This window comes from Agrobacterium sp. P15N1-A (assembly GCF_044626815.1).
In the GTDB taxonomy this organism is placed as follows: Bacteria; Pseudomonadota; Alphaproteobacteria; order Rhizobiales; family Rhizobiaceae; genus Agrobacterium; species Agrobacterium leguminum.
Window position 1 is genome coordinate 1 of record NZ_JBIUPF010000003.1, and the last position, 12,707, is coordinate 12,707.

The 12,707-nt window shown below is 59.5% G+C and carries 9 protein-coding genes, 1 tRNA gene and 1 pseudogene; 4 read left to right on the top strand and 7 right to left on the bottom strand.

Annotation, left to right across the window (positions count from 1 at the left end; translation table 11 throughout):
* Nucleotides 1–116: 116 nt before the first annotated feature.
* Nucleotides 117–209 (bottom strand): annotated as a pseudogene (locus ACIK7D_RS11950) (transcriptional regulator); the annotation flags it as partial.
* Nucleotides 210–328: 119 nt separating this feature from the next.
* Between ACIK7D_RS11950 and ACIK7D_RS11955 the strand changes: the two are divergent.
* A complete protein-coding gene (locus ACIK7D_RS11955; protein WP_149741683.1) occupies nt 329–1,258 on the top strand; it encodes a hypothetical protein in 930 nt (309 codons plus the stop codon).
* A gap of 140 nt (nt 1,259–1,398) precedes the next feature.
* On the opposite strand, the gene ACIK7D_RS11960 is transcribed toward ACIK7D_RS11955, so the two are convergent.
* A tRNA-Leu gene (locus ACIK7D_RS11960) sits at nt 1,399–1,483 on the bottom strand.
* A gap of 295 nt (nt 1,484–1,778) precedes the next feature.
* Here ACIK7D_RS11960 and uppQ point away from each other — a divergent pair.
* Nucleotides 1,779–2,414: a polysaccharide biosynthesis GNAT family N-acetyltransferase UppQ gene (gene uppQ, locus ACIK7D_RS11965; RefSeq protein ID WP_080819305.1), complete on the top strand. Its 636-nt coding sequence runs from the start codon at nt 1,779–1,781 to the stop codon at nt 2,412–2,414.
* A 54-nt stretch (nt 2,415–2,468) separates the two neighbouring features.
* Here uppQ and ACIK7D_RS11970 read toward each other — a convergent pair whose 3' ends face one another.
* From ACIK7D_RS11970 to secA, 5 genes are all read right to left on the bottom strand, one after another.
* Entirely contained in the window at nt 2,469–3,740 is a 1,272-nt protein-coding gene (locus ACIK7D_RS11970) for a GNAT family N-acetyltransferase (protein WP_080819304.1), read from the bottom strand.
* 8 nt (nt 3,741–3,748) lie between these two features.
* Nucleotides 3,749–5,164 carry a Wzx-type polysaccharide biosynthesis protein UppV gene (uppV, locus tag ACIK7D_RS11975; RefSeq protein ID WP_262531330.1) on the bottom strand — a complete coding sequence of 472 codons (1,416 nt, stop codon included), beginning with the start codon at nt 5,162–5,164 and terminating at the stop codon, nt 3,749–3,751.
* Nucleotides 5,165–5,221: 57 nt separating this feature from the next.
* On the bottom strand, nt 5,222–6,424 hold the full coding sequence (mdoC, locus tag ACIK7D_RS11980; protein WP_400156396.1) for a glucans biosynthesis protein MdoC: 1,203 nt from the start codon (nt 6,422–6,424) through the stop codon (nt 5,222–5,224).
* Between the two features lie 81 nt (nt 6,425–6,505).
* A complete protein-coding gene (locus ACIK7D_RS11985) occupies nt 6,506–7,399 on the bottom strand; it encodes a DMT family transporter (RefSeq protein WP_137453795.1) in 894 nt (297 codons plus the stop codon).
* 135 nt (nt 7,400–7,534) lie between these two features.
* A complete protein-coding gene (gene secA, locus ACIK7D_RS11990) occupies nt 7,535–10,252 on the bottom strand; it encodes a preprotein translocase subunit SecA (RefSeq protein ID WP_400156397.1) in 2,718 nt (905 codons plus the stop codon).
* 242 nt (nt 10,253–10,494) lie between these two features.
* Between secA and ACIK7D_RS11995 the strand changes: the two genes are divergently transcribed.
* Both ACIK7D_RS11995 and argJ read left to right on the top strand, forming a co-directional pair.
* Nucleotides 10,495–11,364: a peptidylprolyl isomerase gene (locus ACIK7D_RS11995; protein ID WP_080858141.1), complete on the top strand. Its 870-nt coding sequence runs from the start codon at nt 10,495–10,497 to the stop codon at nt 11,362–11,364.
* Between the two features lie 93 nt (nt 11,365–11,457).
* Nucleotides 11,458–12,699, top strand: a complete 1,242-nt coding sequence (argJ, locus tag ACIK7D_RS12000; RefSeq protein ID WP_080819299.1) for a bifunctional glutamate N-acetyltransferase/amino-acid acetyltransferase ArgJ — start codon at nt 11,458–11,460, stop codon at nt 12,697–12,699.
* Nucleotides 12,700–12,707: the final 8 nt, after the last annotated feature.

Consider the following 12,707-nt stretch of genomic DNA (forward strand, 5'->3'; position numbering starts at 1 on the left):
CTTCTGGAGCCCATTGGAAATATTCCGCCAGCCGAAGCCGAGGAGCGATATTACGCCATGCTGGACGAACCAGCCATGGCCGCATAACTTAAACCAAACAGCCTCCGGCAGACCCGGTGCGGTTCATGACGAACCAGAAGGCGAAACGTTTCGAGGCGGGTGGTTTGGGCAAGCGCCGAGAGCGCACTGATGGCTGATGTGTTTTCCATATATCCAGAATAATGGATATTGTGTACTTGTCAATGATCTTGCTGACTGCGGTTTTGCCAGTTGAGCTTTGCCACTTGCAACGCCACGCCCAATCCTGGGGACGATTGAAAGGACGCCCATGGATTACTTACCTCACCCCGCACGCACCATGTTTATCACGGCAGCCGCATACGAACGCTCAGCTCAAGCGAAAGTAGCCATCGAGAAGAACATCGCCATTACCGATCCCGGGTTGGACCGCCAACGCGAAGCTATAGGTCAGTGGGTCGATTCTTTTGAGCAGTCGGGAGCAACCGACGACCAGATTGTAGACATGGAAGCTCGTGTGAGGGTTCTAAGGATGATCGCCGAGCCGGTATTGCACGGTGAGCAGTGTTCGATCTTCGACGTATCCGCGTTGATCCCGAAGTTGCCGAAGAACGACATCTCGGACTTTAGCCTGCGCAATCTGGCGCTGCCTGGTGATGAAACCATCTACATCCACTTTGGTCGCCAAGACGCGCTTTTCGTTGACCGGGCCCAGGACCTCTATTTTGAGGGCGCTTATGTTACGCAAGTTGACGATGAGATAGGTGACGACGAAGTCAGCACATTCCAGATAGCGCTCGTATTCAGCGATCCGGAATTCGGAGCACTGGCTTTCGACCGTCCAGTCGGTCAGACGCTTAAAAGGAACTCGGACTTCGTTCGGTTCGAGATCAAACATACCAACAGCATCCAACAAAGCTTTGCCAGCATGGCCCAAAACGGGTTGGTAGAAGAGAGCCAGATTTTAACTGCCCCGTTGAACGTCTATCGCGGAGCGTATGATCTTCTCGTTAGATCGATGATCTACCTCGGCGTTGAAGGGCAAGACTTAGAACTCGGCTTCTTCGAAGGGGCTCCGGACGACCAGGTGCAGCAGGCCTTCAAGGGCGATGAAAACGCCGAACAGTACCTTTTAGAAAACGGCTTTCCTGCGGTGCAGTTTTTCGGCCGAAACGTCGGACTGGTTCCGGACCTTTCGGAACCCGATTGGGGCGCTGAGCCAGTTGGCTTTCGGATTTAGGGGAATGTGTGCGTCAAGCCATAAAGCGGCCAGGGAAAGTTCTTAAGGGGCATCCGCCCCCTAAGAGGGTTTCTGGGGAAATTCGTTAGGGGCCGCACCAATTGGTGAAATCCGGGAAAATCAACCCAATTTCTAGGTAATGGTACCCCAAGCCGGGATCGAACCAGCACTCCTTTCGGAACCGCATTTTGAGTGCGGCGCGTCTACCAATTCCGCCATTGGGGCAACGGTGGTAATGCCACGGCGTCTATCATGCTCAAGGCCATGCGTGCAACCCCAAAGCTGACTTATCCTTTTGAATTGCGCGTGTTTGCGCGCGCGGTTTTCCGTCTTCGCCGGGCCGCCGATCCAAATGGTGCGGAGGGCTGCTGTGCCGGATCGCGACACCTGCAGTTGCGGCATTAGGGTAATATTAGGCACCTCTAATAAATTAGAATATACGCAATTACTAATTGAATTATGATGTCAGGGTGGAGTTTCCACGCGGGGCGGGAATGGCCAAACTCATAGGGAGGAAATTATGAGGGCTTTTTCTCGCAATTTGTTACTGTCTGCCTGTCTGATCCTGCCGATCAACGCCCATGCGCTGGATATCGGGATCGGTGGCGAGAATGGGGTTAACGCCAGTGTTGGCGACAATGGCAGCGGCGGGCTCGGGGTCGATGCCTCCGTTGGCGGCAGCAGTGGCGTTAACGCCAGTGCGGATGTCGGCGGCAGGAGCGGCGGCGGGCTGGGTGCGGATGTCAACGCATCGGTCGGCGGCAGCAATGGGGTTAATGCGGATGTCAATGCATCCGTCGGCGGTTCCAGCGGCGTCAATGCGGGTGTGAACGCTTCCGTTGGCGGTTCGGACGGCATCAATGCCAATGTCGGGGCCAATGTGGGCGGCTCGAGTGGTGTCGGTCTCGGCGTCGGCGTCGGTATCGGCGGCTCCGGTTCGACCGGAACGCCGGGAAATCCGGGCGGCAGCACCACCAATCCCGGCGGCTCGGGCACGGTGTCTCCCGGCGCGATGCGCAATGCCCTGCAAGCCTATAACGATATGTCGCGGACCGAGCAGATCAAGCTCGCCCGCCGTTGTGTCGATATTCTGGGCGGCGGATACGATGCGGCGCTGACGCAACTGTGCAAGATGATCCGGACGGCTTCGCGCTGAAGCAGGCTTTGTCCGTGTCGGAAATTTCGAAGGGCGCCGCTGGCGCCCTTCGGATCAATTGCCCTTGCGGCCGAAGGACAGAATCTTCTGCCGCAGGCTGCGAGCGAGGTTGCGGGTGTTGCGGTACATGTCCACCTGCGTGGAAACCTGCCGCACGTCCCGGTCGCTGTTCTGGGCAAGCCCGACGACCAGCGTGCCCATTTCCTGACGCTCCTGCCAGAAGCGGCTCATGATCGGATGATCGGGCACGGCGCAGCTGTCGCTGCGCAGAATATTGGCGTCATCCAGATGCCAGTCGGTGAGTTTCTGCACCAGCAGCTTGCCGGGAGAAAATTGCGCATAGCTCTCGTCGAAAGCGGTCTTCCACGTGTAGGCCTCGCCCGCCGTGATGAAGACGACCATGGAGGCGATGGCGCTGCCATTGAGATCGATGGTGTGGATACGCACCGCATCCGCTTCGGCCAGATTGGTGATCGCCTCGCGGGCGAAGGCGGCGCGATAACGGTCGTTGACCAGCGCGGTGCGTTTGCGGCCTTTCCAGCCGCTCGCCTCCAGCGCCAGAAACTCCTCCATGCGGTAACGCACGTCCGCTGGCTGCCGGGTAACGGTATAGGAGAGGGGCCCAAGTTTTTCGAGCTGACGCCACTGCCTGTTCATTTCGCGCAAATGGTGCGGCGCAAGGGCGTTTCGCAGATAGGCCTTGCCATCGAGAAGGCTTTCCAGCATCGGCCGGTAATAATTGCCCGTCGTCGTCACCGGCAGGTTGCGGCTGAGCGCGATGGCTTTGAACATGCGGGCAAACGGCCCTTCCAGCCGGACATCCGGCAGAACCAGAACATTCGGCAGACGCATGTTGCTATCGGAAAGCGCATCGAAAAGATTGTCGAGGGTTTCGGCAGCGCCTTCCGTGTCGACCAGCGGCGTGCCGAGCGGCCCGAATGGATTGGCCCAGACGCGAATGATGGAGGGACCGATGGAAAAGCCCGGCTTTTCCACGGTAAAGGGCATCAGGAAGCGCATGCGGCTTCTGGCGCCATTCTCATCGCGAATGAGGGCGAAGCGCACGGACTTGTCGTCGATGCGCGGCATGGCGGGCGCGAGAAGCCTTCCGGTGAAGAAGACATTCGCCTCCATGACGCGGTTGGACAGAAAGTCGAGTTCTTCCTGCATGTCATAACCGAGCTGACCCGGATAGATGCAGAATTCCCGGCCATCGCGGCCCACGCGTCGGCTGCTGTCGGCCACGGGACGGTCACGCTCCGCAGACGCCATCAGTGCCGCGATGCGCGGGTCCTGAAAATCCGGATTCTTTGGATCGCTGGACATGCTTATCGTTACACCGCCTTCCCAGTGTTTTGACCCGCCCGGGGATCGTTGAAGGCAAAAAGGACGATCCCGAGTGTGCGGCGAATGGCAATATGCAATAGCACAGCTTCTATGCCCATGGCTATCGCCACTGCTGCCGCGGCCCCTGCCAGACCATAGACCGGAATGAGCGCCATGTTGAGTGCAATGTTGCAACCGAAGATAATAATATAAAGGACGACGCACAATTTTTGTTTGCCGGCCATGTTCAGCAATGTTTCCCCCGGGCCGATCAGCGCTTTGGCGAGGAAACCGGCGAAAAGGAAGAACATCAGCTCATAGCCCTGAACGAAGCCGGGACCGAACAGCGACAGCAGGAACGGACCGGCCAGAAGCACCACGCTGCCGACGCCGAGCGACGGCCAGAAGGCCCAGCGCGCGGCCTGGCTGGCGAAACCGGCGAGCCCCTGCCTGTCATTGGCCGACATCAGGGCGGCCAGTCGCGGGGCGGCGGCCGCCTGCACCGAGAAAAACACGAATTGCATCAGCACGATGGTCTTTGCCGCGGCAAAATAGATGCCCACCTGATCCGGCGGCAGGTAAAGCCCGACAATCACCACATCGGAATTGGTCATCAAAAAACCGATGCCGTCGATCAGGAACATCGGGAAGGCGAACCTTATCCAGTGGCGGAAATGCACCCTGCGGGCCGTGCTGCGGAAATGCCGGTTGAGCCTGCGGTTCATGAAGGCGAAATGGAAAAGCGTGGTGACATAGGTGGCAAGAAGGGCCGTGAGCATTGCCGTAGTTGCGGTTTTTTCCGCACCGAGACCGATTGCCACCAGCATGAACAGCAGGATCAGCACCGGGCGAACGATATAGGTGGGGCTGAGTGCTGAGACTGCCCAGCCATTGGCGCGCGCGGTGCCGTTCAGCACATCGCCCAGCGCCACCATCGGCAGGGTGAAAAGCGCCAGTGAAACGGGAATGAGATAATAGGAGGCGATGCTTTCGCCGAAGAAATACAGGAAAACGAAACCGAAAATCGCAAGCGCGCTGGCCGAAAGCATGGCGAAGACACGCGCTGTCGAGGTCAGCCCCATGATCTTGTCATGGGCATCCTCCAGACGATAGCCGGGTAAAAAGCGAATGACGGTGGTGTGAAAACCGAGACAGGAAAGATTGCCGAACAGGATCACCAGAACCCAGACGAAAGCGAACAGGCCATATTCGAATTCACCCATCAGGCGGGCAAGGATGATCTGGGAAATGAAGGCGATACCGGCGCTGACGATACGCACCGCAAACGCAACCAGCGCCATGCGCTGCGCGCGGGAGACCTCATCTCCGCCGGAAAGAACGACGGCGACTTTCGCTACCAGCGGCGAAAGCGTCGCGCGCAGGCCTGCGGGTAAGGCTTTTTCCGCCGTGTTGAGGATAGCCATGATCCACACGCCATCATTTCCAGTTGAATAGGCAGGCCGATCATACGCGCTTCATCCTTAACGAAGGGTTTGGGACGCGCCGGCCTGTGTGCCAATATCGTCCGCCTTGCGTGGCTTGCGAATGCCGTTGAACAGGAAAAGGGCGAGCGGGCTGAGGCGTATCGCCTGATGCAGCAGATAGGCGACTGCCGTGGTGGCCGCGACGATGATGGTAAATTCCAGTATGGGCGGCAGCGCAATGAGGATGAACAGCGTTCCGAAGGCGTAGATCAGCGGATGGTGAAACAGGTAGATGGTGAAGGACGCATCCGTCATGCGTCTGGCAAGCCGGTTCGGCCTGTCGAAATAGCGGCAGGCGAGGTCTATCAACAGACGGCTTGCCGCCACCGCCGCAATTGCCGACACCAGCACCAGCAGGGCCGAATTCGAAAAGGGATATTGCAGGCGCAGGATCACCGCCGTCGCGATGGCGCCCGCCGCGATGACGCCGGTGAGAAGACCCGTCTGGCGAAAGCGGTGAAACAGGGCGCGGTCACGGTGCAGCAGCGCGCCGATGAGGAAGAATGGCAGGTAGCGCGCATAGGGGTCGGAAGCGCGTTCATAGAGAAGAAAAAGGCCGCTTCCGCTCTTTGCCGCAAGCAGGCCGGATCCGTAGATCATCAATTCCCACACAACGGGTACGAGGCAGAGTGCTGCGAAAAACAGGGTGGTATGCCGCTGCCGCAGGCTGCCGAACCAGTCTCTCACATAGGCCAGTGGCGGACGTTCCGCGAGAAACAGCAGGCCGGCAAGCAGGATCGAATAGAAGATGAGGGCCGGCAGGAACCATAGATGCATGATCCACTGTTCGCTCGGGCGCAGCAGGCCGGGCAGGCTCGCAAGCAGCCGGTCGGCCGGGATATCGCCTTTGGCGACGCCGGCCAGTTGCAGCAGGAAAAGCTGCAACGGCCCGAGCAGAAGAATGGCGACGATGAAGGGCACGCCGAGGCGCAGGAAACGCTGCCTCAGCCAGCGCATCTTGCCCTTCTTGCCGATGACCATGGTGGAGAAATAGCCGGCCACCAGAAAGAATGCCGGCATGCGGAAGGTGGAAAGCGCAGCACCTAGCGCGCTCAGAAGCGGGCTGGTGTCGAAATCCTTGATGTCCCATGGCAAAACATGGCTGTAGAGCAGGGAGGCGTGATAGGGAATGCCAAGCAGCATGAGAAGCGCCCTTAGCGGGTCCCAATAATGCTCGTAGTCAGATTTGCCCGGTTGCATTTTTCCCTCGCGCCGCAAGCGCGATCCCGTGTAATCAGCAATGACCAGCACGACTATTGGTGGAAAACGCTAATAAACCCTTCACGCCCCGGAGGGTGTGGGCGGAGCCTTTTTCCGGGGCAGGAGATCGAGGACCAGCGCACAGCCCAGAATGATGATCCCGGCGCCGAGGAGTTGGGGAAGTGAAAGCGGCTCATCCAGCACCAGCGCGCCGATGAGCACTGCCACGACGGTCACGGCAAATTCCACGCTGATCGTCCTCGTCGCACCGATGACCGAAACGAGACGGAAATAAGTGATGTAGGTGAGCCCGCTCATCACCACTGCCTGCACCAGAAGATATCCATAGTCGATGAGGCGGGGCGTTCCGGGCAGGGGCACGGCCAGAAGAAGCGGCAATGTCATCAGGCCGCCCGTCAGGAACGAGCCGATGGTGATCTCCCAGGAACCCACGCCCTTGAGATAACGGCTGGCATAATTGCTGCCATAGGCGGCGCAGATGCAGGCGGCAAGGGCGGCGGCACAGCCGATGATGAAGCCGGTCGTGACGGGCACAGCGGGGAAGCCGACAAGCAGCAAGATGCCGCCAAAGCCGATGACGAGACCCGCAAAGCCCTGTTTCGTCAGGCGTTCAAGTCCCCAGACCTGCGAGATGAGCATGGAAAAAAGCGGGATGGTGGCCACCAGAATGGCCGCCATGGCGGTGCCCACCAGCGGCGTCGCATAGGAAAGGCCGATCAACTGTCCCGCAACCGTTGTGGCGCCGACCACGGCAAAGGCACGCCAGCTGGCGGAAAATGCAAGCTTTCGGCGCGCCGCAATCGCGATCAGAAACAGGGTGATGGCGGTGACGAGAGAGCGGAGCGTGACCGCACCGATCCAGCCAAAGGCCTCGACGACATGCAAAAGCAGCAGGAAGGACATTCCCCACGCCAGTGCGAGAAAAACATAAGCGGCAAAGTCGCGAGGGGCCATGAAAGCGTTTTCCGGAAGACGATCAGGCTCCCATATTGGAAAGTGCCGATATCCGTCAACAGCGATCGAGGGGTGTAACGAAAATCGCCCGCAACCGAAGGTGCGGGCGATGTCGTTTGTCTGTCCGGAACTGCCTCAGGCCTGTTCGTAAACGCCGTGGCAGTGCTTGTATTTCTTGCCGGAGCCGCAGGGGCACATTTCGTTGCGGCCGATGCGACCCCAGGTGGCGGGGTTTTCCGGATCGCGATCCTCGGCCGGCACGAAGGCGGCGGGCGCGGCCTGCTGGCCCAGCGCCATTTCGTCTTCGCCCGTATTGGGGTCGAGATGATGCGCCGTCATTTCAGGCAGTTCCGGCTGCTGCGGTTCCTGCTGCACCAGTTCCACGCGCATCAGCTGGGCGGTAACGGCCTCGCGCAGATTGGCGAGCAGCGCCTGGAACAGTTCGAAGGCTTCCGCCTTGTATTCCTGCAGCGGGTCGCGCTGGGCATAACCGCGGAAACCGACGACCGAGCGGAGATGGTCGAGGTTGACGATATGTTCGCGCCACAGATGGTCGATCGTCTGGAGAATGACCGAGCGTTCCACATAGGTCATGATCTCGGGGCCGAAACGATCAGCGCGCTCGGCGGCGTATTTGTCGGCGGCCTCGGTGACGCGCTGGAGAATATCGTCCTCGGCGATGCCTTCTTCCTTGGCCCATTCCTCAACCGGCAGGTCGAGGTTGAGGAACTGGGCGATGCCGGCCTTCAGGCCTGCAATATCCCACTGTTCGGCATAGGCATTTTCCGGAATATGCTTGGTGACGAGCGTTTCGATCACTTCATGGCGCATATCGGCTGCGGTTTCGCCGATATTGTCGGCTTCCATCAGCTCGAGACGCTGTTCGAAGATCACCTTGCGCTGGTCGTTCAGCACGTCGTCATATTTCAGAAGGTTCTTGCGGGTCTCGAAGTTGCGGGCTTCGACCTTCTTCTGGGCGCGCTCCAGCGCCTTGTTGATCCACGGATGGACGATTGCCTCGCCTTCCTTCAGGCCGAGCTTCTGCAGCATCGAGTCCATGCGCTCGGAACCGAAGATGCGCATCAGGTCATCCTGAAGCGACAGGTAGAATTTCGAACGGCCCGGGTCGCCCTGACGGCCGGAACGGCCGCGCAGCTGGTTGTCGATGCGTCGGCTTTCGTGGCGTTCGGTGGCGATGACGTAAAGACCGCCGGCGGCAAGTGCCTTTTCCTTCAGCACCCTGATCTCGGCGCGGATGGCTTCTTCCTTCGCATCGAACTCGGGGCCAGGCTCCATGCCTTCCAGCTCGCGCTCAAGCCGCATGTCGACGTTGCCGCCGAGCTGGATGTCGGTACCGCGGCCAGCCATGTTGGTGGCGATGGTAACCGCACCCGGAACGCCGGCCTGCGAGACGATATAGGCTTCCTGCTCGTGGTAACGGGCGTTCAGGACCTGGAAATCGGAGAAACCGGACTGACGCAGGAGATGCGCCAGAAGCTCGGATTTTTCGATGGAGGTCGTGCCCACCAGAACCGGCTGGCCGCGTTCATGCGCCGCCTTGATCTCGGTGATGATCGCCTGGAACTTCTCCTCGCCGGTGCGATAAACCTCGTCGTCCTCGTCGATACGCTGGATCGGCAGGTTGGTCGGCACTTCGATGACGTCGAGGCCGTAGATATTGCCGAATTCTTCCGCTTCCGTTGCAGCCGTACCGGTCATACCGGCCAGCTTTTCGTACATGCGGAAATAATTCTGGAAGGTAACGGAGGAAAGCGTCTGGTTTTCCGGCTGGATCTGCACCTTTTCCTTGGCTTCGAGAGCCTGATGCTGACCTTCGGAATAACGGCGGCCCGGCATCATGCGGCCGGTGAATTCGTCGATGATGACGATTTCGTCGTTACGGACGATATAGTCCTTGTCGCGGGTGAAGAGCTTGTGGGCCTTCAGCGCATTGTTGATGTGGTGAACGATGGCGACGTTTTCGACGTCGTAAAGCGATTCGCCCTTCAGGAGGCCCGCCTGCCGCAGCAGGTTCTCGAGCTTTTCTGTGCCGTCTTCGGAGAAGTTGGCCGAGCGCTGCTTTTCATCGATTTCGTAATCTTCCGGCGTCAGCAGCGGAATGAAGGCGTCGATGGTGTTGTAAAGGTCGGAACGGTCGTCCAGCGGGCCGGAAATGATGAGCGGCGTGCGCGCCTCGTCGACCAGGATCGAGTCGACTTCGTCGACGATCGCGTAGTTGTGGCCGCGCTGAACCATCTGGGCGCGGTCGTATTTCATGTTGTCGCGCAGATAGTCGAAGCCGAGTTCGTTATTCGTGGCGTAGGTGATGTCGCAGGCATAGGCCTCGCGGCGCTGGTCGTCGTCCAGCCCGTGGACGATCACGCCGGTCGTCAGGCCGAGGAAGCCATAGAGCCTGCTCATCGTGGCCGCGTCGCGCTTGGCGAGATAGTCGTTGACGGTGACGACATGCACGCCCTTGCCGGCAAGGGCGTTGAGGTAGACCGCAAGGGTCGCCACCAGCGTCTTGCCTTCACCGGTCTTCATTTCGGCGATGGCGCCGCCATGCAGAATCATGCCGCCGGTCAGCTGCACGTCGAAGGGACGCATATGCAGAACGCGGCGCGACGCTTCACGGGCGACGGCGAAAGCCGGGATCAGCAGGTCGTCCAGCGTCTTGCCATCGGCAAGCTGCTGGCGGAACTCAGCGGTCTTGGCCGCCAGCGCCTCGTCGGAGAGCGCCTTGGTGGCTTCTTCCAGCGCATTGATGGCTGCGATCTTGCTTTTATAGGAGCGGACGCGGCGGTCATTTGCCGAACCGAACAACTTGCGGGCTATTCCGCCGAGACTGACCATCTTACTGGCCCTTTCTGAAATTCCGTTTTGCCGGGCGCTTTTCTCCGTCACGCCGATTTCAGCATAAATGACGGACTTCGCCCTTCAACGTATCTGGACGCGAGGTTGCGTGACAGATAAGAGGGGGGGCAAATGATGTCAACGGTTCTGCCCGTTACAGAATGGCCACAATCCGGTGTTTGGAAGTTTTTTCAGAGCCGGAAACCATGTCTGGAGCCGGCATTGTCCCCGAAAGGTTCAAAATGTTGCGCTATAATAAAATTGCGGCTGCGGTGATTGTGGCCACGCTCGGCCTCCAGCTTCCGGCTTTTGCACAGGAAGACAAGGTTGTCGCCAAGGTCGGCGATCTGGAAATCCACCAGTCCGAACTCGACCTCGCCATGAGCAACCTCGACCCGCAGCTCGCGCAGCTTCCCGATGAGCAGAAGAAGGTTGCAGCCCTTTCCGGCGCGATCGACGTCAAGCTTCTGGTGAAGAACGCCAGCGCCGAAGGTCTGGAAAAGACTGAAGATTTCAAGAAGCGCATGGAATTCATCCAGGACCGTGAGCTGCACAACGCCTATTTCCGCAAGCATGTGGTCGATGCCGTTACTGCTGACGAAGTAAAGGCCCGCTACGACAAGGAAGTCGCAGCCCTGCCGCAGGAAGAGGAAATCAAGGCCGCGCACATTCTCGTCGCCAGCGAGGACGAAGCCAAGGACATCATCAAGCAGCTTGATTCGGGCAAGGATTTCGCCGCGCTCGCCAAGGAAAAGTCGACCGATTCCAACAAGGATGACGGCGGCGATCTCGGCTGGTTCGGCAAGGGCCGCATGGTGCCGGAATTCGAAGAAGCCGCTTTCGGCCTCGAAAAAGGCGCTTACACCAAGGCTCCGGTGAAGACCCAGTTCGGCTTCCACGTCATCAAGCTCGAAGACAAGCGCATCGCGCCGCCGCCGGCTTTCGAGCAGGTCGAGCCGCAGGTTCGTCAGCTTGTCATGCGTGACAAGTACGTTGCCCTCATCGAGAAGGCAAAGGCCGACCAGAAGATCGAAATCATGGATGAGACGCTGAAGAAGGGCTACGACGAAGCCACGAAGGAACAGCAGGCTCAGCCGCAGCCGCAGCAGTAAGAATTACCCTTGTTATGGGGCGGCTTTAAAGGCCGCCCCGTTTCATCTCTGGCATTTCCATACTTCCCATTTCCAGAATTTCAGGCGCTTCCCATGTCCGTTGCCGTTTCCCCGCTCGCTCCGAAATCCTATCCCGACATGCCTGCGCTGCGCGGCGTTCGCATGGCGACGGCCGCCGCTGGCATCAAGTACAAGAACCGCACCGACGTTCTGCTGATGGTGTTCGACAAGCCGGCAAGCGTCGCCGGTGTCTTCACCAAATCGAAATGCCCTTCCGCCCCGGTCGACTTCTGCCGCGCCAATCTGGGCGGCGGCGTGGCGCGCGCCGTGGTGGTCAATTCCGGCAATGCCAACGCCTTTACCGGCGTCAAGGGCAAGGCCGCGACCGAACTGACGGCGAAATCCGCCGCTGCCGCTGTTGGCTGCTCCGAAAGCGAGGTGTTTCTGGCATCGACAGGCGTGATCGGTGAGCCGCTGGATGCCTCGAAATTTGCCGGCGTTCTCGGCGACATGAATGTCAGGGCGGAAGCGGATTTCTGGCAGGAAGCCGCCAAGGCGATCATGACGACCGATACCTATCCCAAGGTTTCGACCCGTACCGCCGAGATTGGCGGCGTGATCGTGACGATCAACGGCATTTCCAAGGGTGCTGGCATGATTGCGCCGGACATGGCGACGATGCTCTCTTTCGTGGTGACGGATGCGGATATCGAGCCCGCCGCCCTGCAGTCGCTGCTGTCTGCCGGTGTTGGCCCGACATTCAATTCTGTGACGGTCGATAGCGACACTTCCACCTCCGATACGTTGATGCTGTTTGCGACAGGTGCTGCCGCTGAAGACGGCCAGGTGAAGGTAACGAGCGCCGATGACGAGCGCCTTGCCGGCTTCCGCACCGCGCTGAACGATCTCCTGAAGGACCTCGCCTTGCAGGTGGTTCGTGACGGCGAAGGCGCGCGCAAGATGGTGGAAGTCACCGTAACAGGCGCGGAAAACGATGCCGCCGCCAAGAAGATTGCCCTCTCCATCGCCAATTCGCCGCTGGTGAAGACCGCGGTTGCGGGCGAAGACGCCAATTGGGGCCGCGTCGTCATGGCCGTTGGCAAGTCGGGCGAAATGGCCGACCGCGATCGGCTGGCCATCTGGTTCGGCGGCGTGCGCGTGGCCGTCAACGGCGAGCGTGACCCGGATTATTCGGAGGCGGAAACCAGCGCGGTGATGCGTCTCGAAGACATTCCGGTGAAGGTGGATATCGGTCTCGGTCAGGGAACGGCCACCGTCTGGACCTGCGACCTGACGAAAGAATATGTTGCGATCAACGGCGACTACCGGAGCTGACCGTTGGA

What these genes read in the sequence shown, in the direction of transcription:
- ACIK7D_RS11955 (WP_149741683.1), top strand. Translation starts at nt 329, where the DNA reads ATGGATTACTTACCTCACCCCGCACGCACCATGTTTATCACGGCAGCC.
- uppQ (WP_080819305.1), top strand. Translation starts at nt 1,779, where the DNA reads ATGAGGGCTTTTTCTCGCAATTTGTTACTGTCTGCCTGTCTGATCCTG.
- ACIK7D_RS11970 (WP_080819304.1), bottom strand. Translation starts at nt 3,740, where the DNA reads ATGTCCAGCGATCCAAAGAATCCGGATTTTCAGGACCCGCGCATCGCG.
- uppV (WP_262531330.1), bottom strand. Translation starts at nt 5,164, where the DNA reads ATGGCTATCCTCAACACGGCGGAAAAAGCCTTACCCGCAGGCCTGCGC.
- mdoC (WP_400156396.1), bottom strand. Translation starts at nt 6,424, where the DNA reads ATGCAACCGGGCAAATCTGACTACGAGCATTATTGGGACCCGCTAAGG.
- ACIK7D_RS11985 (WP_137453795.1), bottom strand. Translation starts at nt 7,399, where the DNA reads ATGGCCCCTCGCGACTTTGCCGCTTATGTTTTTCTCGCACTGGCGTGG.
- secA (WP_400156397.1), bottom strand. Translation starts at nt 10,252, where the DNA reads ATGGTCAGTCTCGGCGGAATAGCCCGCAAGTTGTTCGGTTCGGCAAAT.
- ACIK7D_RS11995 (WP_080858141.1), top strand. Translation starts at nt 10,495, where the DNA reads ATGTTGCGCTATAATAAAATTGCGGCTGCGGTGATTGTGGCCACGCTC.
- argJ (WP_080819299.1), top strand. Translation starts at nt 11,458, where the DNA reads ATGTCCGTTGCCGTTTCCCCGCTCGCTCCGAAATCCTATCCCGACATG.